20 protein-coding genes and 1 tRNA gene are annotated in these 24,147 nt (G+C 64.2%); 12 read left to right on the plus strand and 9 right to left on the minus strand.

The window, feature by feature from the left end:
- The first annotated feature begins 11 nt into the window (after positions 1-11).
- Entirely contained in the window at positions 12-1,367 is a 1,356-nt protein-coding gene (locus tag OC534_RS15915; protein ID WP_262072141.1) for a Gfo/Idh/MocA family oxidoreductase, read from the plus strand.
- Positions 1,368-1,377: 10 nt separating this feature from the next.
- On the opposite strand, the gene OC534_RS15920 is transcribed toward OC534_RS15915, so the two are convergent.
- The gene (locus OC534_RS15920; protein ID WP_136005973.1) at positions 1,378-1,821 is read right to left on the minus strand and encodes a hypothetical protein; all 444 of its coding nucleotides are present in this window, start codon (positions 1,819-1,821) and stop codon (positions 1,378-1,380) included.
- Between the two features lie 111 nt (positions 1,822-1,932).
- Positions 1,933-2,778, minus strand: a complete 846-nt coding sequence (locus tag OC534_RS15925; protein ID WP_262072143.1) for a hypothetical protein — start codon at positions 2,776-2,778, stop codon at positions 1,933-1,935.
- A 191-nt stretch (positions 2,779-2,969) separates the two neighbouring features.
- On the opposite strand from OC534_RS15925, the gene OC534_RS15930 reads away from it, so the two are divergent.
- Positions 2,970-3,653, plus strand: a complete 684-nt coding sequence (locus tag OC534_RS15930; RefSeq protein WP_262072144.1) for a GAD-like domain-containing protein — start codon at positions 2,970-2,972, stop codon at positions 3,651-3,653.
- 11 nt (positions 3,654-3,664) lie between these two features.
- On the opposite strand, the gene OC534_RS15935 is transcribed toward OC534_RS15930, so the two are convergent.
- Positions 3,665-3,808, minus strand: coding sequence for a hypothetical protein (locus OC534_RS15935; protein ID WP_262072145.1), 144 nt, complete (start codon positions 3,806-3,808; stop codon positions 3,665-3,667).
- 1,255 nt (positions 3,809-5,063) lie between these two features.
- Between OC534_RS15935 and OC534_RS15940 the strand changes: the two genes are divergently transcribed.
- Together OC534_RS15940 and OC534_RS15945 are read left to right on the plus strand one after the other, a co-directional pair.
- Positions 5,064-6,917, plus strand: a complete 1,854-nt coding sequence (locus OC534_RS15940) for a polymorphic toxin type 15 domain-containing protein (protein ID WP_262072146.1) — start codon at positions 5,064-5,066, stop codon at positions 6,915-6,917.
- On the plus strand, positions 6,914-7,597 hold the full coding sequence (locus OC534_RS15945; protein ID WP_136004666.1) for a GAD-like domain-containing protein: 684 nt from the start codon (positions 6,914-6,916) through the stop codon (positions 7,595-7,597). Before OC534_RS15940 ends, OC534_RS15945 begins: the two co-directional genes overlap by 4 nt.
- A gap of 178 nt (positions 7,598-7,775) precedes the next feature.
- Here OC534_RS15945 and OC534_RS15950 read toward each other — a convergent pair.
- Positions 7,776-7,852 (minus strand) — tRNA-Arg (locus tag OC534_RS15950).
- A 160-nt stretch (positions 7,853-8,012) separates the two neighbouring features.
- On the opposite strand from OC534_RS15950, the gene ubiA reads away from it, so the two are divergent.
- Together ubiA and OC534_RS15960 are read left to right on the plus strand one after the other, a co-directional pair.
- Positions 8,013-8,906 (plus strand): 4-hydroxybenzoate octaprenyltransferase, encoded by an 894-nt coding sequence (gene ubiA, locus OC534_RS15955; RefSeq protein ID WP_017355723.1) that lies wholly within the window; start codon positions 8,013-8,015, stop codon positions 8,904-8,906.
- An 87-nt stretch (positions 8,907-8,993) separates the two neighbouring features.
- Positions 8,994-10,418, plus strand: a complete 1,425-nt coding sequence (locus tag OC534_RS15960) for a TIGR00366 family protein (protein ID WP_262072147.1) — start codon at positions 8,994-8,996, stop codon at positions 10,416-10,418.
- Between the two features lie 18 nt (positions 10,419-10,436).
- Here the strand turns inward: OC534_RS15960 and OC534_RS15965 are convergent, their stop codons facing one another.
- From OC534_RS15965 to OC534_RS15975, 3 genes are all read right to left on the minus strand, one after another.
- Complete coding sequence (locus tag OC534_RS15965) at positions 10,437-13,307, minus strand: type I restriction endonuclease (protein WP_262072148.1); 2,871 nt, start codon at positions 13,305-13,307, stop codon at positions 10,437-10,439.
- Between the two features lie 179 nt (positions 13,308-13,486).
- The gene (locus tag OC534_RS15970; RefSeq protein ID WP_262072149.1) at positions 13,487-15,001 is read right to left on the minus strand and encodes an SAM-dependent methyltransferase; all 1,515 of its coding nucleotides are present in this window, start codon (positions 14,999-15,001) and stop codon (positions 13,487-13,489) included.
- Complete coding sequence (locus tag OC534_RS15975) at positions 14,998-15,597, minus strand: restriction endonuclease subunit S (protein ID WP_136004659.1); 600 nt, start codon at positions 15,595-15,597, stop codon at positions 14,998-15,000. The genes OC534_RS15970 and OC534_RS15975 overlap by 4 nt, the downstream gene beginning before the upstream one ends.
- Positions 15,598-16,048: 451 nt before the next feature.
- Here OC534_RS15975 and OC534_RS15980 point away from each other — a divergent pair, with 451 nt between their 5' ends.
- Entirely contained in the window at positions 16,049-16,180 is a 132-nt protein-coding gene (locus OC534_RS15980) for a hypothetical protein (RefSeq protein WP_017355718.1), read from the plus strand.
- A gap of 65 nt (positions 16,181-16,245) precedes the next feature.
- Here OC534_RS15980 and OC534_RS15985 read toward each other — a convergent pair whose 3' ends face one another.
- Positions 16,246-16,917: a hypothetical protein gene (locus tag OC534_RS15985; protein WP_017355717.1), complete on the minus strand. Its 672-nt coding sequence runs from the start codon at positions 16,915-16,917 to the stop codon at positions 16,246-16,248.
- A gap of 209 nt (positions 16,918-17,126) precedes the next feature.
- On the opposite strand from OC534_RS15985, the gene OC534_RS15990 reads away from it, so the two are divergent.
- Both OC534_RS15990 and OC534_RS15995 read left to right on the plus strand, forming a co-directional pair.
- Positions 17,127-18,314 (plus strand): hypothetical protein, encoded by a 1,188-nt coding sequence (locus OC534_RS15990; RefSeq protein WP_262072150.1) that lies wholly within the window; start codon positions 17,127-17,129, stop codon positions 18,312-18,314.
- A 73-nt stretch (positions 18,315-18,387) separates the two neighbouring features.
- The gene (locus OC534_RS15995; RefSeq protein WP_262072151.1) at positions 18,388-18,537 is read left to right on the plus strand and encodes a hypothetical protein; all 150 of its coding nucleotides are present in this window, start codon (positions 18,388-18,390) and stop codon (positions 18,535-18,537) included.
- A 280-nt stretch (positions 18,538-18,817) separates the two neighbouring features.
- Here OC534_RS15995 and OC534_RS16000 read toward each other — a convergent pair whose 3' ends face one another.
- On the minus strand, positions 18,818-19,597 hold the full coding sequence (locus tag OC534_RS16000; protein WP_262072152.1) for an ATP-binding protein: 780 nt from the start codon (positions 19,595-19,597) through the stop codon (positions 18,818-18,820).
- On the opposite strand from OC534_RS16000, the gene OC534_RS16005 reads away from it, so the two are divergent.
- The 3 genes from OC534_RS16005 to OC534_RS16015 are packed head-to-tail and all read left to right on the plus strand — an operon-like array spanning position 19,557 to position 23,090.
- The gene (locus OC534_RS16005; protein ID WP_262072153.1) at positions 19,557-20,300 is read left to right on the plus strand and encodes a Tn7 transposase TnsA N-terminal domain-containing protein; all 744 of its coding nucleotides are present in this window, start codon (positions 19,557-19,559) and stop codon (positions 20,298-20,300) included. The two genes, OC534_RS16000 and OC534_RS16005, sit on opposite strands and share 41 nt — an antisense overlap.
- A complete protein-coding gene (locus OC534_RS16010) occupies positions 20,290-22,194 on the plus strand; it encodes a Mu transposase C-terminal domain-containing protein (protein WP_262072154.1) in 1,905 nt (634 codons plus the stop codon). Before OC534_RS16005 ends, OC534_RS16010 begins: the two co-directional genes overlap by 11 nt.
- Positions 22,191-23,090 (plus strand): TniB family NTP-binding protein, encoded by a 900-nt coding sequence (locus tag OC534_RS16015; RefSeq protein WP_262072155.1) that lies wholly within the window; start codon positions 22,191-22,193, stop codon positions 23,088-23,090. The genes OC534_RS16010 and OC534_RS16015 overlap by 4 nt, the downstream gene beginning before the upstream one ends.
- Positions 23,091-24,147: the final 1,057 nt, after the last annotated feature.

Genomic DNA, 24,147 nt, shown 5'->3' on the forward strand with positions numbered 1-24,147 from the left:
GAGGGTTTTTCATGCAACGTAGGGAATTCATTCTGGCCAGTGCCGCCGTGGCGGCCACCAGCCTGCTGCCGCAGACGCCGGCATGGGCGCGCGGTCGCAAGGTACGCCTGGGGGTGATCGGCACCGGCATGCGCGGTCAGGTCCTGCTGAAGGAACTGGTGCGCCGCGACGACGTGGAGGTGGTCGCGCTGTGCGACATCGAACCGATCATGCTCGGCCGTGCCGTGGAGATGGTGGCGAAGGCAGGCAAGCCTGCGCCGAAAACCTACGGCCAGAACGGCGACGTGAACGCCTGGAAGCGTCTGCTGGAACAGCGTGGCCTGGACGGTGTGATCATCGCGACCCCGTGGGAGTACCACGCGCCGATGGCCATCGCCGCGATGCAGGCCAAGGTCGCGGTCGGCTGCGAAGTGGTCGCCGGCATCACCCTGAAGGACCACTGGGACGTGCTCAAGACCCAGCTCGACACCGGCACGCCGTACATGCTGCTGGAGAACGTGTGTTACCGCCGCGATGTGATGGCGGTGCTGCAGATGGTGCGCGCCGGCCTGTTCGGCGAACTGGTGCACCTGCAGGGTGGCTACCAGCACGACCTGCGCGGGGTGAAGTTCAACTCCGGCGATCCGTCCCAGCCTTACGACAGTGGTGTGGAGTTCGGCGCCAAGGGCTGGTCCGAGGCGCGCTGGCGTACCGAGCATTCCGTGCAGCGCAACGGTGAGCTCTACCCCAGCCACGGCATTGGCCCGTGCGCGATGTACACCGGCATCAACCGTGGCAACCGCTTCACCCACATCAATGCGTTCGCCAGCAAGGCACGCGGGCTGCACGAATACACCGTGGCCAAGAGTGGCGGCACCACCCATCCCAGCACCAAGGTGGCGTTCAAGCTGGGCGACATCGTCACCACCACGCTGGCCTGCGAGAACGGCGAGACTATCCTGCTGCAGCACGACACCTCACTGCCGCGTCCCTACTCGATGGGCTTCCGCGTGCAGGGCACCAAGGGCCTGTGGATGGACGTCAACCAGTCCATCCACATCGAAGGCCGCAGCCCGCCACACAAGTGGGAGCCGATCCAGGCCTACCAGGACCAGTACGAACACCCGCTGTGGAAGCAGCACGCCGCTACTGCCGCCAGCGCCGGCCACGGCGGCATGGACTGGTTTGTGATCCACGCCTTCGTCGAGGCGCTCAAAGCCAAGGCGCCGATGCCGATCGACATCTACGATGCCATCACCTGGAGCGCGATCACCCCGCTGTCCGAGCAGTCCATCGCCAACAGCTTCCAGACACTGGAGTTCCCGGACTTCACCGCCGGCCTGTGGAAGCAGCGCAAGCCGATCTTCGCCTTCGACGGCACCTACTGAGCCCGCGCCGTCACCGCGACGGCCACCACCAGAACCACAGCGCTGCCGCGCCGGTGCCCATTGCATGGTCGCCCCGGCCGGCGGCGATGTCGTTCACGCCCTGCCTGAGCAGGGCCAGGGCACCGGCGTTCAGACGCAGATGAGCCCGGTCGCCCTCGTGCTGCCACCCCCAGCCGTCCACAGTGGCGTCGTGTCCGATCCGGACCGAGACGGGTGCTTCCCACGCGGCACGGCGGTTGTTGGGGACGGCGAGCAGCGGCGGGGACGGCGGCGTCACCCGCACCGTGCGCGCCGCGCCGGTGCCATCGGCCAGCAACGCATCGATCAGCCCCTGCAACGACGCGCAGCCGGCCGCATCACAACTGAGGTGCCAGCCGGGGAAGTTGCGCTGATGACCGGTGTAGCGCCACAACGCGGTCGTGCCGTGCTGCTGCCAGGCGTGTGAGGTTCTCATTGGCGCATTCTGCCCCAGCGACCGGCCCACCGTGTCCGCGCGGACGCTCCCACTGGAGCGGGGTTGGAAACGAGCGTCCGTTGCTTTGTTCGGGCTGATTCGGAAAAACGCCTACCTGCAGCATGATCCATATATCACCGCTCCTTTCCTTAGGGCGAGTGAAAGCTGCTGTGAACTCATCTCCTTTTCAAGGCCTTTGATCTGCTGGACCGGTACCAACGATGGATCGGACAGTCGCACGGCCTTGAAACAGGCCCTGCTTGCAACAAGGTCCTCGTTCACCAGAACGCCGGCCTGATAAGCATTGCCAAGTTGCAACAGCGCGTCCGCACTCCCTTGCGAAGCCAGGCCTTCCAGGTAGCCTGTGGCCTTTCGCTTGTACTCCAGCGTGGCGTCTGGGTCGCGAAGCATCGCCGCTTCTCCGCCCAAGGCGGATGCAGGATCCATCGAATAAAAAAGCTGCGCTCCGATATTTCCCTGCTCAGCGGCCAGGCTCAGCCATTCTGTAGATGTGATTCCTTCGGCGGCCGAAAGCGCTTCGCATTGCTCAGCCGCGTCGTTGTCGCGAATCGGCAAGCCCTTTGCAGCGCGCATGTTGAGGGTGTTGCATTCGAACAACTTGAGGAAGATTGCGTAGGATGCCGCGCCGTCACCGGCCAGGGCCTGAGTTTTCAGCTGGGCAAGTACTTCGTTCACCGGCCCATTGGGGGCGGATCCGAAATCCCGGACTGCAAAGGCGCGCCCCGACAGGGGTTGAATCGTCACGTTCCTGTTGGCAGGCGAGGCGCGGGCGGAAGCGTTGCGGACTGCGGAGTCGCTCTCCGGCTCTGCGGCCAGCAACGTCTGCGCCGGCGCATCGGTGTGTTGCGGACGTTCCTGTTTGCATCCAGAGGCAAGCCACAACGTCGCCGCCAAAGGAAAAATCAGTATCCCTAATCTGTTCACGATCTGATTCAATTCAAAGAGCGCGCTTCCTGTCTCTCATGCACGTGGGACCCTGTCAATCAGCCTCCTGGATCTGCGTCACTCTGCAGGTGGTGAAAGAAGGGCCAGACGACGCGGATCCAAGACCTTGATGAGGCAGCAAGCAAGGTGCCGGTGAGTGAGCGGCGAACAGCGAAAATGAACGGCGGACTGGAGCGGTGCAAATGATCAAGATGGTCGATGAAGATTTCGAGTACTTCTACTTGGACAAGGACTTTGGACCGGCGGTTGACGCTCGGCCAGTGTCGAATTCCAAGCTGGACCATTACAGAGGAAAGTTGCCGGAGAAGCTGCTTGAGTATTGGCAGGCGTACGGCTTCGCCGGCTATGGCAATGGCTTGCTCTGGCTGACGGATCCTGACGATTATTCCGAGGTGCTCAACGCCTGGCTCTACGAAACCGAGTTCTACGGCAAGGACCACTTTTACGTGATTGGTCGAAGCGCCTTTGGAAAGCTCGAGGTATGGGGAGCGAAAACAGGCCCATGCATCACCATAAACTGTGCCTGGGGAATGATCTATCCCGCCGACCAATCCCGATGGATGAATCAAGGCAAAGGGGACTTCCTGATTTCAACATGGCTGTCCGGGATGCAGGCCCACAGCCTGGATCAGACTGACGAGAAGGATGCACCTCTCTTTGATCGAGCAGAGAAGCTGCTGGGCCCGCTGGCCCACGACGAAATGTATGGCTTCGTCCCCGCACTTGCGATGGGCGGGCCGTGCCGCCTCGATCATTTGAAGAAGGTCAAGGCCGTCGAACACCTGATGTTCCTGGCCCAGCTTGGAGAGCCTCAGATCATGCTGGACATCGTGAAGGAAACGAAGGACCGTGGGCTTTGGAAGTAACGGCTCTCTCGTTACTGTTGCCCGGCGTGGTGGAGGCTGCCCATCGGCTGCCAAGCAGCCGCCGTTGAGCGGCGGCGGTTAGCTACATCAGGATTGGACGCAAACAGACAAAAAAAGCCGAAATCCTTGATGTGAAAGGAAAGTTCGGCCTTCATGGGATGGTGTAGACGTTCAGATGGTGCGCCCGGAGGAAGTTACATAATCCTCGAAATCCATTGGCATTAAAGGGACTGAAGGTCAGCGGCTACCCGTATTACCGCCATAGTTGCCACCACGGTACAGGCGCTAGGTAGGTTGAGTCAGCATCAGCGCGGCCTTGGTGACGTGGAGAACTGCTCGACCAAGACGGCGAGGAAGCGGCACAGGACGCTGAGTCCCCATACAAGCGTGACGCCTACCGTCGCAAGCAGCAGGAGCGCGATGAGCGCGAATATCAGGTGTTCCATAGGGGGCAATCTACCAGCGCCTGACGGCATACGGGGCATGCGCCCGCGTCTGCGGCTGGCGACGAGCATGGCAACCGTCCTGGGGCGATTCAGCCGGGCGAAATGGCATCAAGAACATTGCGCCGTACCCCAGTTGCCTGCGAAGGATCTGCACCCGGCGCGCGCACTCGCTTCCCCGCCACGCCTGCGTTCTTCATGGAGTCTTCTGTGCACCATCTGCAAACACCGCAGTGCCGACGCAGCAACGCTATCGATGACACTGCAGGGGCATTCACCTACTTGGGAATCCCTGTGCCCAAGGCGTCACCGAGGATGCCAACCAAGTGCCAGGCGGACAGCTGAAAGCGGTGATCGGGAAGGAGCCGACGTCCCCCCACGATTCTGCGTCCATCGAAAATACTCTCGGCCGCCCATCCCCTGACCTTCGATGAATTCAGGCATGCTTTGGGTCAGCAGGGATGCAGCGGTGAAGGCCTGTTGGGCGGCGGCATCGAAGAACCCCACCAAGTAACCGCGTACCTTGGGGCTCGCCAAGTGCCCGGGGAAATCTTCAATACTCCGGCAAATGATCAACTCCAGAAGGAGCAGTTGTGCGGTCGCCTCGGCAACGTGGGATGGCCCTAGGCTTCTTGAGCCCGAATGTATTCTTGCGCTTGAACCATCCAAACATGAGGTGCCTACTACAACGGCGACCAGCCCAGCATGGGCGAGCATATGCCTTGTATCACATCGCAGGAGCCCTGATTTCACGCAGCTCCGCTTCTGGCTGCTGCCAAACGGCGTGGTGCCGCGATTACTCCATTTTTGCTGTTTGAGTGCCTTCGTGAATCCCGTGCTGTTTGGTAGGAAAATTCCGAATGGTCTATATCCTTGACCAGGATCACGCGCATCTTGTGTTGGTCGTCAGGAAATACCCCGAAACCATTGCTAGCCTGTCCTGCATGACCAAAGCTAAGGATCTGGCGTGGCGCGGATTGCAATTGTCGTAGGCGACAGCGCCAGCAGCGGGGGCACCGTCCTCACCGGCTCGCCCTTCACCGATATCAATGGAATGGCGGTCGCCCGCGTCGGTGACAAGGCTTTCTGCCCCAAGCACAAGGGGGCTTTCCCGATTATCACGGGCGATCCGACCTTCATTGTCGATGGCAACCCCTTGGCCCGGCACGGCGACTACCTTGCCTGCGGCTGCCAGGTGCTGGCGGTCAAGCAAAGCACCGTATCGGTGGAATCCGGCGGCAGTGGCGCGCCCCGTGGTGCAGTTGCCGCAGCTGCCAGCGCGGCACCACCGCCAGGGTTTGTGCCCCAAGGCACTACCCCGCAGAAATCTGCCGCCGCGCCTCCACTCAAGCAGGACATCAGCCTGTACTACCACTATGGCGACCTCGACCGCACCCCCGTGCGGGGCGTGGGCTACCAGGTGATGCTGCCGGACGACAGCGTGGTGACCGGTCGCCTGGATGATGAGGGCCGCGCACTCATTCCCCAGGTGACGGTCGGTCCCGCGCAGATGGTGCAGGTGCTGTTCCAGCCCGATGTGAGCGACGATGACGATGCTCCCATCCTGGCGGCCCGCGAGCGACTCAAGGTTGCATTGGATGCCATTGTCGCCCAGACCCGCACCGACATGGCCTCGGAGTGGCGGCAATGGGACGACGCCGGTACGGCCAAACGCTGGGGGCTGCAGCGTGGCAACCAGGCGCTGGGCACCGGACAGGGCGCGTGGGACTACGTGGCGGGAACAGTGGAGACGGCGGTGGACCTCGCCGTGCTCATGTACAAGACCGACCGCGAGATCAAGGAATGGACCCAGCTGCTGCTCACCGGCGACCGCGATGGACTGGACCGCAAGATCGCCGCGATGCGCGCTGCCGGCGGCAAGGTGATGGCGGTGGCCAGCGAGGCCAAGGAGCTGTTCAACCTGCTGATCGAAGACCCGGCCATCACCCTGCAGCTGCCCGCCTTTGGCAAGGCCTGGTGGGAGGCCGTACCGCCAGATGAACAGGGGCGCATACAGGCGCGTTTCAGCTCGCAGATCATGACCGATGTAGTGGTCTCCATCCTGCTGGCGGCAGTGACGGTGGAGCTGGGAGGCGCAGGTGGATTTGGCTATGCTGCGGCCAAGGCAGGCAACACCGCCGCCCGCATCGGCAAGCGGCTTCTGCACCTGATGGAAGACGTGGAAGAAGCATTCAAGGGCTTGGCCAAGGCACTGCGCACGCGCAAGCGCCGGCAGGGGGATGGGAACCGCACACCGGATGGCAAGAGGACGGTGGAGGTCAAGCGGCTACCCAAGCGGATGCCACGCAAGGATCTACCCTGCTTTACACCTCATAAACTGCCAGCATCTAAGTACCCGGAGATGGATCGGCAGTTGAAGGGGCAGGAGCAGGGACTGAATGATATGAGCGTTGAGGAGTACATCAAGGCTCGCGAGGCCTTTGACCCAAAGAATCGGGACAGGTCAGTGGCAGCAGACGCCAGAGCGAAGTTCAGTAGTAAGGTCTATGCGGAAAAACTGGATGAGCTCACGAATCAAGGACTTTCCATCAAGGAAGCCGAAAAACAAGCCTCGGCCCACGCCGAATCCACAATGAAGGTGATGCACGCGCTGCACAACCCGGACCTGGTTGCTGGAGGTAACGACAAGATTGCCGACTTTGGCGACGGCCGGGTGAATTCGACCATCGGGTGGCAGTGGAAGAATGCCAAGAATGGGAAGAAGTCCCGAATAGGTGAGTTGGATGAGGCCGCGGCTAACGTCCCTGTGGGCGAAAGAAGCAAGACGAAGATGAACGGCGGATTGGAGCGTTGCAAATGATCAAGATGGTCGATGAGAACTTTCAGTATTTCTATCAAGAGAAGGGCTTTGGCCCTGCCATTGATTCGCGACCTGTTCCGCGTGCAAAAATTGAGTATTACCAAGGAAGATTGCCCAACAAGCTTCTGGAGTACTGGGATGCCTACGGATTCGGGGGATACGGCAACGGCCTGATCTGGATGACCGATCCGGATGAATATGCTGACGTTCTCAGCGCTTGGCTTTACCCGACCCGGCTCCACGCGACGGACAAGTTCTATGTGATTGGCCGCACTGCATTCGGCGAACTGATCGTTTGGGGCGCAAAGACCGGACCAAGCCTGACAATTCATTCGGTGCGGGGAATGATCTTTCCTTCTGATAAATCCCGCTGGATGAGTGAGGGCAAGGGCGACCTCTTGCTGGGCAACTGGATAGGGGGCATGCAGCGATCTCTCCTTGAGCAGAACGATGAAGGCGATAAGCCACTGTTTGATCGCGCACTAAAGGAGTTGGGTCCGCTGGGGCACGACGAAATGTATGGTTTCGTCCCCGCTCTTGGGATGGGCGGGCCGTGCCGCCTCGATCATTTGAAGAAGGTCAAGGCCGTCGAACACCTGATGTTCCTGGCCCAGCTTGGAGAGCCTCAGATCATGCTGGACATCGTGAAGGAAACGAAGGACCGTGGGCTTTGGAAGTAACGGCTCTCTCGTTACTGTTGCCCGGCGTGGTGGAGGCTGCCCATCGGCTGCCAAGCAGCCGCCGTTGAGCGGCGGCGGTTAGCTACATCAGGATTGGACGCAAACAGACACAAAAAAAGCCGAAATCCTTGATGTGAAAGGAAAGTTCGGCCTTCATGGGATGGTGTAGACGTTCAGATGGTGCGCCCGGAGGGATTCGAACCCCCGACCAATGGCTTCGGAAGCCACTACTCTATCCGGCTGAGCTACGAGCGCGTTGTCTGCTGCTTCCCGCCGGGCAGCCCGTTGCGGGCGACCGGACCGTCGAGACGGCGCGGGAGTCGCATTCTAGCGGTAAATGCGGCGCAGGTCTCCCCCCTCTGCGATTACGCCGTCCGGCAGCGCTCCGGGCGGGCCCAGGCGGTATCCTTTACCGATGGCTTACGAACGTTTTGAAACGCCCGGGCAGGCGGCACCGCCGCGCTGGCGGCACTACTGGAAACTGATGCGCGCCGATCGCCCGATCGGCACCCTGCTGCTGCTGTGGCCCACCTGGTGGGCGCTGTGGCTGGCCGCTGGTGGCCTGCCGCCGCTGTGGACCCTGTTCGTGTTCACTGCCGGCGTCTGGCTGACGCGTTCGGCCGGCTGCGTCATCAACGACTACGCCGACCGGTGGCTGGACCCGCACGTCAAACGCACCAAGGACCGTCCCCTGGCCAGTGGCGCCGTGTCCGGGCGCGCGGCGCTGGTGCTGTTCGCCGTACTGATGCTGGTGGCCTTCGCGCTGGTGCTGACCCTGAACGCGCTGACCATCGGGCTGAGTTTCATCGGCGTCTTTCTGGCCGCCAGCTACCCCTATCTGAAGCGTTACACCCACCTGCCGCAGGTCTATCTGGGCATGGCCTTCGGTTGGGGCATTCCGATGGCCTTCGCCGCCGTGCAGGGCGAAATTCCGGTGATCGGCTGGCTGCTGTATGGCGCCAACATCCTGTGGTCCACCGCGTACGACACCTGGTATGCGATGGTCGACCGCGACGACGACCTGAAGATGGGGTCGCATTCCACCGCGATCCTGTTCGGCGATCTCGATCTGGTCATCCAGGGCATCCTGTACGCGCTGTTCCTGGGCGCGATGGCGCTGGTCGGCGTACGTGCCGGGCTGGGGGTGGCCTACTGGGCAGGCGTGGCAGTGGCGGCCGGGCTGATCGCGTACGAATTCTGGATCGCCCGCAAGCGCGAGCGGGAGCCTTGCTTCAAGGCCTTCCTGCACAACAACTGGGTCGGCGCGGCCCTGTTTGCCGGTATCGCTGCGGCGTTGGCGCTGGGCTGAAGCCCCACCGGCCTAAGACCAATAGGCGACTGACAGCATCGCCGGCAGCGCCCAGAATCGGTGCCATTGAGACCTGGGAGGGTAACGATGGGTACCTCGACGACAGTGCAGGATGGGTGGATGGCGCGCGCGGCGCTGCGGTCGGCCGCATGGGCCGAGAAGTGGTTCCCCGATGCCTATGTGTTCGCCGTGCTCGGCGTGGTCATCGTGGCCGCCGCCGCGATCGGTTTCGGCGCCACCCCGCAGGCCACCGCCCGCGCTTTCGGCGACGGCTTCTGGAGCCTCATCCCGTTCACCATGCAGATGGCCTTCGTGGTGATCGGCGGCTATGCGCTGGCGACCGCGCCGGTGGTGGCGCGCTTCATCGACCTGCTGGCCCGGGTGCCGCGCACCGGTCGGGGGGCGGTGGTGTATGTCGGCTTGATCAGCATGCTGGCCTCGCTGCTCAGCTGGGGCTTCTCGCTGGTGTTTGGCGGTCTGCTGGTGCGCGCGCTGGCGCGCCGCGACGACCTGACGATGGACTACCGCGCCGCCGGTGCCTCGGCCTACCTCGGACTCGGCGCGGTGTGGGCGATGGGGCTGAGCTCGTCGGCCGCGCAGCTGCAGGCCAACCCGGCCTCGATGCCGCCGGGGCTGGTGGAGATCACCGGCGTGCTGCCGTTCACCGACACCATCTTCCTGTGGCAGTCGATCGTGCTGACCGCCGCGCTGATCCTGGTCTCCCTGCTGATCGCGTGGCTGACCGCCCCCGGTGCGGCGACGGCCCGCACCGCAAAGGAATTCGAGGGCGCCGCCCAGGCCGAGGCGGTGCCGATGCAACCGCGCACGCGTCCGGGCGAATGGCTGGAGTACAGCCCGCTGCTGACGGTGCTGCTGTCGCTGCTCGCCTTCGGCTGGCTGTTCGGCGAATTCGCCAGCAAGCCGCTGGTCACCGCGATCGCCAACCTCAATACCTACAACTTCCTGTTCATTTCGCTGGGCCTGCTGCTGCACTGGCGGCCGCGCAGCTTCCTCAATGCAGTGGCCAAGGCGGTTCCGAGCACCACTGGCGTGCTCATCCAGTTTCCCCTCTACGGCGGCATCGCGATGATCCTCACCCATGCCACCGGGCATGGCGATGAAACCCTGGCGCATCGGCTTTCCAGCCTGTTCGTGCACGTGGCCACCACCGATACGTTCGCGCTGGTAATGGGCGTGTACTCGGCGGTGCTGGGCTTCTTCGTCCCCTCCGGCGGCGGCAAGTGGATCATCGAGGCGCCGTACGTGATGCAGGCCGCCAATGAGCTGAAGGCGCATCTGGGCTGGGCGGTGCAGGTCTACAACGCGGCCGAGGCGCTGCCGAACCTGATCAATCCGTTCTGGATGTTGCCGCTGCTGGGCGTGCTGGGCCTGAAGGCACGCGACATCGTCGGCTTCACCTTCATCCAGCTGCTGGTGCACATTCCGCTGGTACTGGGCCTGCTGTGGTTGCTGGGCATGACCCTGACCTACGTGCCGCCGGTCATGCCGTGAGCCAGGCCGGCAGGCCGGTCATGGCGCCGCGTCGGCCGGCAGGGTGAGGGCCACCTCGATCAGGCCTGCCAGCACGGCGTCCGCCCCGACCGGGCCGACCAGATAGGTCACGCGCGCATGCAGGCACCGGTGCAGCGCCACCCGGAACAGGTGCGGCAGGCGCGGCAACTCACGGCGGACCTTCTGCACCACGGCGTCCAGTTCTTCGGCCAGCGCCAGCAGCGGGGCGGCTTCCGGATCGGCGATGGACTCTTCCAGGGCCAGCCTCAGCACGCCATAGCAGGCACGGACCCCGCGCGCGGGTGACAGCGCTGCGGGCAGATCGGGGCGCTCGTTCTGCGCCCAGGCCGCGGCGACGGCCAACAGCTCACCATAGGCCGAAGGACCCGACAGCGCCGTCGCCAACGCCGCATCCCACTGACGGCGCGCGAAGGGATCGCCGGCCAGTGCGACGTCGCCCTCGCGGAGCAGCCGCTGATACAGGGTGGCCACGGCGTCGCGCTCCGCCTCGGGCGGCGTGGCCGCCTGCTCCAGCTCGCGCAGGGTGGCGTAGTCCATCAAGGGTTCGCGGATTTCCGGTACGTGGTGGCGCGCCCAATGCCGGATGCGGATGTCCGCTGGTGTGTAGCCGGCATCGTCGGCAGCCGCGGCGTTGACGGCGTCGCGCAGCACCGAGCAGAAGTGCAGGTCGCGTGCGTAGGGCTGCGCACCGGTATCGTCGACGCCATCGGCATCGCCACGCGGACGAGGGGCAGACGTGCTCTGCGCGGCCTGCAGCGATTCGCCGAACCGGGTCACGCGTTCGTGGAACAGACGCCGTGACCGCGCGACGGCCGGGACGGGTGGCGCACCGGCAGGTGAGGGCGCCAGACGGCGGCGCGCGGCATGGAAGTCGCGGCCGTTGTCGCCTGCCACTGGCGCGCACATGCGGGCGTGCAGCCGGGGCAGGCCGGCGCTGGCGGTGTTGGTGGACTGCAGGGGCCATACCCCCAGGGACGTGGCTGCCGCGACCAGCGGTTCGGCGTCCTTCGGCACGCCTTGATAGTCGATCACCACCGCGTGGTGCTTGTCCGCATGCGGCGCATTGATGGTGGAGATCGCAGCGGCGAGCGCCTGCGCCGACAGCATCGCATCCACATACAGCAGCGCCTGTCTGGCCCGCGCCGGCACGGTGGGCATGTGCGCGGCCACCAGCTCCACCCCGGCCTCTCCCACGGAACGGGGGCGGGTGTCGGGCACGATGCCGCGCACGTGCACGGCGCGCCGCAGCGCGGCCTGGTACGCCGACCGCTGTTCATCGCGCACGATCACGCGCGCCAGCAGATCGCGCTCGGCCCAGCGAGTCTGTTCGGCATGGTGCCGGGCAATGTCGTTGGCAATGCCAACGACGCGTGCGGTGCCTGCCGCAGCGCTGTCGCCCGCTGTTTCCGGCCACGCATCGGCGCGCGACGCATGGAACACCGGCACGGTTACCCCGTCATCCACTGCGTCGGCAGCGCTGTAGACGTACAGCAGCTGGTCCGAGGTGTCGCCGCCCACGGATGCCGCCACGGGCAAAGACGCCAGTGTCACCCAGGCCGAACGCGGCAGTGCGGCGCGCAACCGCGCGCGCGCTGCCGCTGTTGCCGACCAGAAACCGGAGTCCATCCACAGCACGATCGCGTGGCCGCCATCGTCGGCGGGCAGTTCGCGCTGCACCCGCAGCACCTGATGCAGGCTGGCACTGACCGGACCGGATTCATCGCCCAGCAGGAACCGCGCCAGGGTGGCCGAGCCCACCCGAGGTGGCACCGGCCAGGCGGCGCTTCGGTGCCGGTCGATGCGCACCGCAGGGCCGGTGGCCACATGCAGTACCCGGCACCCACGCAACTGTGGGTCCTGCCTCAGTGCGTCCAGCAGCCAGTGCGCGGTCAAGCGCAGGCCGCTGCCGCTGGACAGACAGACCTGGCCACCGTTGCGGCGCCCGCCCGCATCGTGGGTGCGCAGCTGTGAGAGGACCGCCTGCACGGCGCCGAACTGGCCGGCGTGGGCGATATGCCGCTGCCCGTCAGGCCCGATGTGCGTGAAGCACCGCAACAGCGCCAGCAGCCGGGCTGGGGCCATCAGCCCGCGCAGCAGCCCCGCATGGGCGCCTCGCAGCACCGGATCACCGATGCCGTGCAGGCCATCGCGCGCGAGCGCCGCCTGCACGCTCGGGCGCACCACCAACCGCCCTGTACGCAATGGCCGCGCGGGGCGTTCCTGCCAGCGCCGCCAACCGGTTGCCGGCGTTCCCGCGGCGGCATAACGGCCGCCACGCCGATCCAGTGCAAGCAGCACCTGCGCGACGTCGTACAGCGCCCGGGTGGTGGCCCCCCGCTGGACGCCCAGGTGGCGTGCGATGGCGTCGTCATCGCGCGCCCATCGCCCCACGGCATCGCGCCCACTGCAGGCCATCAGCGCCACCGGCACGCCATTGATGTAGGCCACCAGGTCCAGTGACCGGGGGGCACCTGACGGTGACGAGCCGAGCGGCACGTTGGCACGGACATCGAAGCAGTTGGCGGTGACATCCTCCCAGTTCACGAGGGGCACGGCGACGTTGATGCGCTCACCATCTGCAAGCGTGTCCTCCACGGTGAGGCCATGCAGGAGCCTCGGCATGTCGCCCGTGGCGGCGACCAGCACCGCCGCCACGACCTGCTCGATGGCGGCCTCCGACAACGACCGGTCACCCGCGCCGTGGATGAAGCGGAACACCTGCAGGTAGCGGCGCAGCCGGTGCGTCAGCACGCTGCCGTCCTGCCGATGCCGGCGATCGTGCGGCAGATAGCGCCAGCCAAGGTGCAGCATCCAGCCCAATGCGGAGCGCTGCACCAGCGTGTCGAGGGAGTGGGAAGAAGGCGGCATTGACGCAGTGTGGACGACGCTGCGCCATGCCTGTTGTGTGCATCATTCCGATTCCTGCCGTCGCATCGCGCCGGTTCGAACTGGTTCCAGATTGATCTTCGCATCTTGATTGCATGCATCAATCCATACCCCCTCACCGCCGGCACGCGCCCCTTTGCCACCGCGCCCACGCAACGGTGTCACGGCCGGTCAGGTGCAAGCCCACGCAGGTCCGCGTCGATATGCTGGCCGATCTGCGACAGGGTGCGGCACAGTGCCCTGCGCTCGTCGCGCAGGGCAGCCGTGTCGGCCGGTGCGGTGTCCTGGGCGTCGGCGAGGTAGCGGGCGATGCTCAGCGAGCCCTCGTGCCGGGCCAGTTCGTCGGGCGTTGCACGGTGGGAGAATCCCGGCAGCGATACCCGCTGCTGGCAGGTGCTGATGACCCGTGCCACAAGGTCGGCCGGCAGCTTCGGGCCACGCCGGCCGCGGCACGCGGCCCCACGTGCGTCGATGAACAGGACATCGGTGTCGTCGCGCGTTCGGCGCAGCACCAGCAGCGCCGTGGCCACCGGCTGCCCGGCGAACAGGCGGTCGGGAAGACCGATCACCGTCTCCAGCAGGTGGGCGTCGAGCAGGCGCTGGCGGATGGCGGCTTCTTCGCCACTGCGGAACAGCACGCCATGCGGGACGACGATCGCCATGCGTCCCTGCTGCGGGTCCAGCGCGTGCAGCATGTGCTGGATCCAGGCCAGGTGGCCGCGCTGACGTGGCGGAAGGCCGAAGGCGAATCGTCCGTGCGGGTCGCGCGCCGCGATCGTCGGGTTCCAAGAAAGGTCGAAGGCCGGCCGCGACAGGCAGACCTGGACACGTTGCGGACCACCGTCGCCGGCCAGCGGTTGCTCCAGCGGCTCGCCGCGGATGAGGCCGTGAGTGTCTTCTCCGTGCAGCATCAGCCGCATGCGGGCGCGGGCCCACTGGACCTGGTCGCGCTCCCGCCCGTACACCACGTGCCGACAGGCGCCGTGGTGCGTGCGCGCCCACTGTGCGCAGGCCAGCAGCAGTGCGCCGCTGCGGCTGCCGGGATCGCAGATCGTGTCGTCCTCGCAAGGGTCCAGCAATGCGGCCATCAGGTGCGCCAGCGGGTCGGGTACGTGCCCGTCGGACGTCTCGGCAGGCGAACTGGCGGTGCGGTCCAGAAGGCGATCCACCGCTGCGCCGATATCGCGGCGATGGCCACCGCGCAGGCATCGGAAGTCCAGCGCCGGCACCGCCATGCGACCCAGCAGGTGTGACAGGGCCGCCTCCTGGTGATCCTGACCGGGCGGCAGCGCGGCCTCCAGCCGCAGTGGGGTAAGGACGCCGGCCAGCGCAGCTGGATTGGCGGTTGCCAGGTCCTGCAGGGCAGCAAACAGCCGCTGGCGGTTACCGGCCACGAACCGTTGCCGATGCAGGCGTTCGAAGCGCGCGTTCGCGGGCACGTCGAGCTGCTGGGCACCGGGCGCCAGTGGGCTCCAGTCGAGCGGTGACAGCGCACTGGCGACCGGAGTGCTCGCCAGTGCCTGGTTGTCGCTGGCGATCTTGAGCATCAGCAGGGCCAGCACCAGGTGAACCGTGGCCTGCCTGTCCCGGGCGTCGGCAAGCGTGTCGCAGGCCGAGGTCAGGGCGGCAAGCGTGGCATGGGGACCTGCACCACGGGCAGCGGGGATCGCGTTCACGCGATCACGCCGGTCAGCACGTCCGCGGCGACGGCGGCGAACTGTTGCTGACGGTTGCGGATCAGGGCTTCCAGACACGCCTGTTCATCGCGTACACGGCGCGCCAGAGCAATGATCCGTTGTTGCTGGGGCAAGGGCGGCACCTGCACCGGCAACTGGTCCAGCACGCTGCGGCGGATGCTCCGCTGCCGCGACCCTGCCGACTGCCGGCGCAGATACTGTTGAGCCGGCGGCTGGTTGAGCTGCCAGGCCAGGAACGCCGGCAGCACCTGCTGCGGTTGCTCGACCCGGAGCACGTACAGATGGGGGCTGCACAGCGTGGCAGGAGGAGGATCACGCAGCAGCATGGCCAGCGGATGATTGCCTCGACCGGCAATCAGGATGTCCTGATCGCGCACCCAGTCCGGTGTCTTGCGGGCGCGCACTACGGTGCGCAGAAGCGGAACGCCGGGACGCAGTGCATCCACGGTGAGGTCCTTCAACTGGATCACCTGCACGTCGCCTTCCGCAATGGCACGGATGGCGCCGCGGAAGGGATGTCCCTGGCGGATGGTGGCGAGAGTGCCGAGCGGGTGGGGAGCGGTGACGGCGTGCATGTCGTGCACCATCGCGTGGCGCGTTCGATAGCGTCAACACGTGAAAGTGCAGCCTTTCGAATGGTGCAGAGTTGTAGCCACTCGAGCCTTGGAAGTGCGATGAAGCTCGCAGGAACGGGGCGTGATTTTCAACAGTTTCATCTCTTGATCTGTGCTTCACCCAATGCGGCATCAATTGAAATGACCCGACTGCGCAACGGCTGGTCCCTCACGCCGGTGCGGATCGGAGACCGCGGCCCTGTTCAGCACGTGTGCGGTCGCCGGGCATGACGACATGGCAAGGGGTGATCAGCCGTGGACACGCCTTGTGGCGCAAGGGTTCTTCGCGTTTCGTGGCGCGCAGGCAGGCGAATTGACGCCGTTGTATGAAAACGGCCACGCACCGTTAACCTCCCTCTGCACAGCATGGTCCCGACCGCGGCATTCCGCCTGCGGCACCCGGAGACCGGACATGGCACAGCAGCGCAATCAGACCCCGCAGCAGGACCAGGAACGCGGGCGCAATCAACAGCAGCAGCAACAGCAGGAACAGCAGCAGCGCAATCAGAACCAACAGCAGGGTGGGCAGGACGAAGAAGAGTGATGGCCTCCGGCCATGCTCGCCTGCGAAGCCCCGCATGACGCGGGGCTTCATGTTTCAGCGCGCCGTCACTCGCTGCGGAGCTGCCAGCCGAGCGCCGCGTCACCCAGCGTCGCGCCGGGTGTGATCCCGCCCAGATGCACCTGGATGCCATCCGCATTGGGCAGCGCGCGCTGTTCAGGGAACCAGCGGCGCGTGGCATCGACAATGATCAACAGGCCTTCGTCATCGCCCATCGGCGCGAAGTGCGGTGTAGGCGTAGAGAACGGTGCAAGACCGAACGTGGCCTCCACCTGGGCCTGCATGGCCTCCACGCTCAGCGCCGGCAGGCCGACCTCGCTGATGCAGGTCATTTCGCTGCCGTGGAAGATGCCGGTCCGCGCCGATGCGGGCAGGCGGCGGCGCGCGATCAGTTCCAGAATCAGCCCGTCCGGGCCGGTGAAATAGATCGACTCGGCATCCCAGCTGCCACCGAAGTCGAAGTGCTCGCGCCCCTCGGCGTCGCGCTGCCGCTGCGCGCGCGCGTCCAGCCAAGCGGTGGCCGCGACGAAGCGGTTGTGCGGCACGGTGAAGGCCAGATGCACGCCGCCCACCGGGCGATCCCCGGCGGGTTCGAGCTGGAGCGTGCTCCAGCCGATGCGGACCTGGTCCGCGTCGGTGTCCAGCTCCAGTACGGTGCTGAAGTAGCGGGCGACGGAGCCGGGGTCGGATACCGGCAGCAGGAGATGTTGGATGCGCATGCGGACAGGGTGCGACCGCGTTGCGCGCCTGTCCAGCGCAGGCGGCTACCGGCGGTCAAGTCATTGCAACAGGCTGCACCGTGACGCCTGCCCTGTGCTGCCACGCTGTGCCTGCCGTGCCTGCGTTGCGCAGTGCGGTGCAGGCGCGCGGTCTCCCCACCCCTTGAGGATGCCGCGCGACCTGCCTTGTCCACGGAGGAGGGAGCAGGATGGGCATCATCGATGGCAGGCCGCTGGGCCTGGCGGCGGAGGACGCCGCGCAGGCGCGGCTGGAATCGGACGTGATCTTCGGCTGCGTGTTTCTCGGCTTCGTGCATGACGCGCTGCGACAGGGCGTGGTGCTGTGCTGGGATGTGGACCCGGCCGATCCGCCCGCGCAGGTGGAGCAGGGCATCCAGGCACTGCAGGCGGTGCTGGAGCGGCTGGTGGCACTGACCGGCATCCACACCGATACGGTGCGCGTCGGCCAGAGTCCGCGCTACGAGCCGGCCCGCCGCCAGATCGCGATCGCGGCCGTCTCGCGCCCGCACGGCGACGATGCAGCGCGGCAGGCCCGGCGCCAGATCCAGTGGACGCCCGAGGTGGAACAGCGCATCACCGAGCTGCTGGACAACGATCCGCTGATGGAACAGAACCTCGACGCCGAGTTCGGGGCGTACTACGGCATCGTCGATCATCCCGACAACACCAACCCCTTGGTGATCAGCTCGGTACGCCGGTTGATTCCGTATGCGGATGAAGGCGGTCGCTGGAACCGTCGCGTGCCCGGGCATGGCCTGATCCACTACGACGACCCGGCATGGACGCTGGAACAGGCCAGGCAACTGCCCAAGCAGGCCGGCTCGACCGAAACCGCGGCGCGCATCGCCACGTGGGACGGCAGCGGACACGTCTGCGGCTACTGCCACGGCATGGTCTGGGCGGTGGCCCAGGTGCGGTGCAACTTCCCCGATGGGCGTCCGTTCGAACTGGGGCTGGGCAGGAACACGCACAAGCTGGCGTCGTGCTTCGGCTGCAGCACGTTCCTGCACGCCAATGGCCTGGCTCCCAGTTCGATGCATCTGGGACGGTCGGATTCGTGGGTGCCGCTGCCCGAAGGGGAAGACGGCGTGGCCGTGTTCAACCTCGGGCTGGGCAACGAGGCGCGGCACCCCGGCATCGTTGCCGGGTTGAACGCGGCATGGGCGACGCACGTGGCCGGGTGGCTGGTGGCCGGTACGCGCATCGCCGCGCAGGACACCGCGCGGGTGCCTGCCGAGGTGCGTGCCGTGGCGCGCACGCTGCAGCGCGAGGCCATCGCGCGCGGGCGCGATACCCGTGCCGTGGCGAACCTGTTCCTGGATGCGCTGACGGTGCACCAGAAGGATCTGCATCGGCTGATGCGGTTTGTGGGATAGCGGGCCGTCCTCGGCATCATTGTGATCTTCTTCCCGCCCGGTATCGTGGCAACCATCCATCCATGCATGCCGCGTGTCGTCGCAGTTTCTGGCCGGCAACGTCGAGCGGGCCAATGCATCGTCGCGCAAGGCATTGCGCTGGTCGGTCGCCTCGCTGCTCACGATGCCGGCACTGCTGGTGGCGCTGGTTGCGTACGCGCTGCCGACGCGCGCATTCGCCTGAGCGCGCCGCATCACACACGCGCCCTGGCGGTCCGGCGGCCGGCATGGGGCAGGCCATCGGTGAGCGCCACCTGGATTCGCGCCCCCCTGTCTCACGTTCACGAGGAGAATGGCGTTATTCTCGGTCGCAGGACACAGGAGAATTCATCGGATGAAGAACAGACAACAGTACGTTGTGGTGGGCGTGGCAGCTCTCGCGTGGTGTCTGGTCGTCGGCGGCTACTGGGTGGGCAAGCGCCTGGCATTGGCCGAGAACTGTGACTCCGGCGCCAACGCGGTGGTCACGTGCCCGTCCCCTGCCGATCAAGCTGCCGGTAGCCGATAGCCTCGGCCAGGTGCGCGCGGCCGATGGCGGCGCTGCCCTCCAGATCGGCGAGAGTGCGCGCCACGCGCAGGATGCGATGCATTGAGCGTGCCGAGAGCTGCAGGCGCTCGACGGCGTCTTCGAGCAGATCCTGCTCCCTGCTGTCCAGCCGGCAGTGGATGGCGAGCAATGCCGGTGGCAGTTGTGCGTTGGGCATGCCGCCGCGCGCGAGCTGCACGGCGCGTGCGGCGATCACGCGCGCACGCACGCTGGCGCTGTCTTCGCCGGCCGGCGCGTCGTCGCGCATCGCGCGGGGTTCCAGTCGTGGCACATCCACGTGCAGGTCGATGCGGTCCAGCAGCGGGCCGGAAACGCGGCCGCGATAGCGGGCGATGGCATCGGCGCTGCAGCGACAGCGGCCACTGCGGTCCCCGGCCCAGCCGCAGGGGCAGGGATTCATCGCGGCGATCAGCTGGAAACGGGCAGGAAACGTCTCGCTGCGTGCGGCCCGGGTGACCACCACGTGCCCGGATTCCAGCGGCTCGCGCAGCACTTCCAGCGCATGGCGGCTCCACTCGGGCAGTTCGTCGAGGAAAAGAACGCCGTTGTGCGCGAGCGAGATTTCGCCGGGGCGCGGATGCGAGCCACCGCCCATGACAAACGGCAGAGTCTTTGCAACTGTCTGCGTCGGCGAACAAGCATGTGCGTGGAGAAGTATGGCGAAGCTCTTGCAACCGTGGCTCAAAGTCGATGACACTACCTTCGAATTCTCCCCTAGTGACGCAACTGGGTTCCCACGCCGTTTGCCCCCCGCTCGAAAAATTGGCCTCGGCCGCCGTGCACTGACCGGTCTCATCCCTAGCAAGAAGCTCTCGGAAGGGGCGTCCGCACGCTTCGAGTCCTCGTTGGAGCGCGATTTTTATGCGTTGCTAGAGTTCAGCAATGACGTTCTGGGTTGGGATCCGCAACCGGTGCAAATACCGGTCCCGGGTGGTCGCCCCTATGTGCCGGACGTTCTGGTGCACTGGATAGGCCCGAGCCGCACCTTAGATTCCACCGAATCCGTCCTCTATGAGATCAAATATCGAGAGGAGTTGCGTGAGAACTGGAGCGAGCTACTTCCCCGCTTCAGAGCGGCGTCAAGGCATGCGAGGGAGCGAGGTTGGCGATTCCGGCTAATGACCGATGATCGTATTCGTACCTCGGCACTCTACAACGCGAAATTTCTCTTGCCATACCTAAGCGATGCACCTAATGAGCAGGACATGTTGCAGCTGCTGCATGCGCTTGGGCTTCTGATAGAAACGACCCCAGCAGAACTTCTCAGAGCTTGCACTCAGGATCCATGGGTCCAAGGCAGATTGGTGACAAGCCTGTGGCGAATGGTTGCGGGTCGTACCGTCGGGGCGGACCTTACTAGCAAGCTGACGATGAATTCGGTGATCTGGTATGTCGACTAAGCAGTTAGTGCCGCTAAAGATAGGCTCAACGGTGGAGCTGGACGGAGCGCGCTATCTCATCCGCCATTTCATCGATTTGGCAACAGTTTTGGCTGAAGCTGTAGACGGCCAGCTTGTCCGGTTAGAGGTTGGGAAGCTCCTGGCCGCTATGCGCGAGCCGGATGCAGCCGTTGATCCCGAAGCTCTGGAAAGCTCGCGGTTTGAAAACCTCAGTGTGGACGCATGGGCTGAGGCCCAGCGGCGTGCTTCCATGCTGGCACCATTGGTCAGCATGGATCGACCGAGCAAGGTTCTGGTACAGCAGGTTGGAACTGAGCTGGGCGTGGATGTCGTAACGGTCTACCGTTGGTTGAAGAGATGGAAAGCGAGCGGGCAAGTCAGCGCCCTTGCGCCCCGAACTCCAAGTGGGGGGCGTGGGAAGAGTCGACTGAAGCCAGAGGCAGAAGCCGTTCTTTCGCAGAGCATCCAAGAGCTATTTCTTACACAACAGAAGATCAGGCCTTCCCGTCTCATGCAGGATGTGCGCATGCGCTGTCGAAGGATGAATCTGGCTCCTCCCAACGAAAGTACCCTGCGCAGGCGCATATCGGCGCTGTCAGAGCGACAAGTTGTGGCAACTCGCGTCGGCCGCAAGGCGGCAAAAGACAGGTTCGATGCCCGTCCTGGCCGCTTTGAGGGTGCGGATTGGCCTAATGCAGTTTGGCAGATTGATCACACGCCTCTAGACGTGGTGATCGTCGATGATGTCTATCGCCGACACATCGGAAGGCCGTGGCTGACAGTCGCCATTGATGTCTATTCGCGCTGCGTGACGGGCTTCTATCTGTCACTGGACAAGCCAAGCGAGGTGTCCGTGGGCATGTGCCTTGTCCATGCCATGCTAAACAAGGAGGGCTGGTTGGCGAAAATGGGCATTCCCGCGCCTTGGCCAACGTATGGTCGCCCAGACACCGTTCACGCGGACAATGGGAAGGAGTTTCATGGGGAGATGCTCGAGCGCGCTGCAGGCGCCTACGGCTTCCGGCTAGAGTGGCGCATGGTAGCTACACCTCATTGGGGTGGCCACATCGAGCGCCTAATTGGAACTGCCAACGCTGAGATTCAAACGGTACCTGGAACGACGTTTGCCAATGTGGCTGCGCGTGGCAAGTACAAGCCTCATGAAGAGGCAATCATGACGTTCGCTGAGTGCGAGCGCTACTTGGCGGAGTACATCTGCGGCGTCTACCATCAAGTGGTCCACTCAGGTCTGAGTCGGCCACCACTGAAGCAGCTGGAGGCTGGAATTCTTGGTGACGGGACTACTCCTGCACGCGGATTGCCGGCACCAATGGCTGATCCCAAGCGGCTGCGCTTGGACTTCATGCCTGTCATCAAACGAACCGTTCAGGCCTACGGGATCGCATTAGATGGTGTCCGCTACTACGATCCTGTTCTCGATCCATGGGTTGGACGGCGGGACCCAAAAACCGCCAAGCCCCGCAGCTTCCTGATCCGCCGGGATCCACGCGACATTAGCGTTATTTGGTTTCTTGATCCAGACACGGATCAGTATTATCCCGTCCCATATCGCAATTTGTCGCATCCACACATGACTTTGTGGGAATTGCGCGAGGTGCGGGCACAGCTCAAGCGTGAGGGTCAGGCTGAGGTTGATGAGGAAATGATCTTCGCAACGTACGAGCGACTCAATAAGCTAAAGCAGGACGCCCAGACCAGCACGGTCAGTGCGAGAATGGCGATGCAGAAACGACGCGAGCGTGGTCGCCGGAAGATGCTTGAGGACGCTCAGGACGGGATAGTTTGCCGTAAGCCAGCGCAATCGATTCCGCTGGATGATGAGTGGGGCGAGGAGGAGGAGCTATCACCCTATGGGATCAAGCTGGCTCCATGACCGACTTAGACCACCTTTTGCCGGAGATTCGAGCCGTCATTGATGAGCCGGCTTCCATTCGCCTGCGGCAGATGCAGCGCTCCAAATGGTTCAACTACGCTGCGGGCGAGGCGATCCTTCAGAGGATGGAGACGCTGTTGGATCACCCTCCGACACATCGAATGCCGGGCCTATTGCTTCTCGGTGACTCCAATAGTGGAAAGACATCGCTAGGATTGGAGTTCATTAGTCGTCATCCAATGGATCCAAATCCTGAAGGCGACGCTGCCATAGTTCCCGTACTTCGAATCGAGATCCCGCCAAATCCTGATGAGGCGCGCATCTATGATGAGATCTTGGCGGCGCTCCTGCAGCCAGCTCGGTCGAAGGACTCGGTTAGCGCAAAGGCCAAGCAAGTGAAGGCCGTCCTGGTTACTGTGGGTACCCGTATGCTCGTTTTCGATGAGTTCCAGGCGGTGCTAAGCACGAGGAACGATCGCCGGAGACTAGTTCTGGAGGTTGTGAAGCACTTGAGTAATACGCTACAGGTTCCCATAGTAGCTATCGGAACAGCTGAAGCACACGTAGCCATCAGTAAGGATGAGCAGCTGGCCAATCGACTGCATCCAGTCTGGATGCCTATGTGGAGGCTTGACTCTGAGTACCGTCGGCTGATGGCCGCTTTTCAAGCCACGCTACCACTCCGTGAGAAGTCACCGCTTCAAGACCGGCGTGTCGCGGCTTTGATCTTGGAACTGACTGAGGGTCTGCTTGGCGAGATGAACTTGCTGCTCTGCAAGGCCGTTGAGGAGGCAATGCGGAGCGGTGTCGAGCGGGTGGACGAGCAGCTTCTACGAGGACTCGACTACGTTCCCCCTTCCCAGCGACGGCAACATCGGCGTCCTGTGGTTGCGTGATGAATCAGGTTGGCCGAAGCTACTGGCTGGCCCACCCCCATATCCATCAGGGAGAGGCGCTTTCGTCGTGGCTTCACAGATTCGCCCAGGCCAATGGAATGGCCGATCACACGTTCTGCCGTCACGTGCTGGGAGGCCGTGCTGGGTGGAACAGGGACTTGGATCGCTTCACGGATGACGCACTACTGGAGCTGGTGGCTTCCATTACAGGGGAGCCGCTCGATCGCCTGCGGCTAGGTGTACTGTCCGCAGCTGAGGGCGTGGTGTTTCCAGAATATCGCATGCGCGGGGAGCTGCAATGGGTGTTGCCACAGGGAATTCGCGCTAGAAAGCGAACGGCCTTTGGACAGCAGTACTGTCCTGAGTGTCTACGAACGGCAGGACCCTGGTTGCTGTTGGCCTGGCGATTTGCGTGGGCAACAGTATGCACTCGCCACCAAGTATGGCTGAGGGATTGTTGTCCCCACTGCCAAAGTCCGATCACGCTACATCGTGTTAGCTCCCATCCGCTGAGAGGGCTGCTTTGTAGCCACTGTGGCAGGGATTTAGCTGCGGCTGGCCAACCAGCCCCGAGAGCCGTCGTTAGATTCCAGCGTCTACTGGAGCGTGCATACAAGACAGGCGCCGTTCAATGGTGCGGGAACCTTGAGTCATCTATCGACGTGTTTGAGGGTTTGCGCGCGATGGCGCGTGGCGCCTCAACTACGCGCAGGGATGTTGGGCTAGTTGACTTGATGCCATCGCACGTCTATCGGGCTCGCCCCATAAATATGGGAATGGGAATAGAGCATTGTCGGGCCTCTGAACGGCGGTACATTCTTGACGTGATACGTAGGAGTCTACTTGCCTGGCCTGATTCATTCGTTCAGTCCGCGACCAGCGCGGGAATGTACAGACGTCACTTCGACGGACGATCTCGCGTGTCGCATCCGGCATGGCTAGAGTTGGCCTTGGTCCGTCTGGAGCGCCCTGTCGCGAATCTCGAGCTTCGCTGGGCAAACCGTCGGGCTACAGAATATTGACGCGCGCCACAGTTCAGTGCGCGGCCCGGAGGGGA

This window comes from Stenotrophomonas sp. Marseille-Q5258, from assembly GCF_946900935.1.
Classification (GTDB): domain Bacteria; phylum Pseudomonadota; class Gammaproteobacteria; order Xanthomonadales; family Xanthomonadaceae; genus Stenotrophomonas; species Stenotrophomonas nematodicola.

Bases quoted from the DNA above. Each gene is read 5' to 3' on its own strand.
- OC534_RS15915 (WP_262072141.1), top strand. From the start codon at position 12: ATGCAACGTAGGGAATTCATTCTGGCCAGTGCCGCCGTGGCGGCCACC.
- OC534_RS15920 (WP_136005973.1), bottom strand. From the start codon at position 1,821: ATGAGAACCTCACACGCCTGGCAGCAGCACGGCACGACCGCGTTGTGG.
- OC534_RS15930 (WP_262072144.1), top strand. From the start codon at position 2,970: ATGATCAAGATGGTCGATGAAGATTTCGAGTACTTCTACTTGGACAAG.
- OC534_RS15935 (WP_262072145.1), bottom strand. From the start codon at position 3,808: ATGAAGGCCGAACTTTCCTTTCACATCAAGGATTTCGGCTTTTTTTGT.
- OC534_RS15945 (WP_136004666.1), top strand. From the start codon at position 6,914: ATGATCAAGATGGTCGATGAGAACTTTCAGTATTTCTATCAAGAGAAG.
- ubiA (WP_017355723.1), top strand. From the start codon at position 8,013: ATGGCTTACGAACGTTTTGAAACGCCCGGGCAGGCGGCACCGCCGCGC.
- OC534_RS15960 (WP_262072147.1), top strand. From the start codon at position 8,994: ATGGGTACCTCGACGACAGTGCAGGATGGGTGGATGGCGCGCGCGGCG.
- OC534_RS15965 (WP_262072148.1), bottom strand. From the start codon at position 13,307: ATGCCGCCTTCTTCCCACTCCCTCGACACGCTGGTGCAGCGCTCCGCA.
- OC534_RS15975 (WP_136004659.1), bottom strand. From the start codon at position 15,597: ATGCACGCCGTCACCGCTCCCCACCCGCTCGGCACTCTCGCCACCATC.
- OC534_RS15980 (WP_017355718.1), top strand. From the start codon at position 16,049: ATGGCACAGCAGCGCAATCAGACCCCGCAGCAGGACCAGGAACGCGGG.
- OC534_RS15985 (WP_017355717.1), bottom strand. From the start codon at position 16,917: ATGCGCATCCAACATCTCCTGCTGCCGGTATCCGACCCCGGCTCCGTC.
- OC534_RS15990 (WP_262072150.1), top strand. From the start codon at position 17,127: ATGGGCATCATCGATGGCAGGCCGCTGGGCCTGGCGGCGGAGGACGCC.
- OC534_RS16005 (WP_262072153.1), top strand. From the start codon at position 19,557: ATGGCGAAGCTCTTGCAACCGTGGCTCAAAGTCGATGACACTACCTTC.
- OC534_RS16010 (WP_262072154.1), top strand. From the start codon at position 20,290: ATGTCGACTAAGCAGTTAGTGCCGCTAAAGATAGGCTCAACGGTGGAG.
- OC534_RS16015 (WP_262072155.1), top strand. From the start codon at position 22,191: ATGACCGACTTAGACCACCTTTTGCCGGAGATTCGAGCCGTCATTGAT.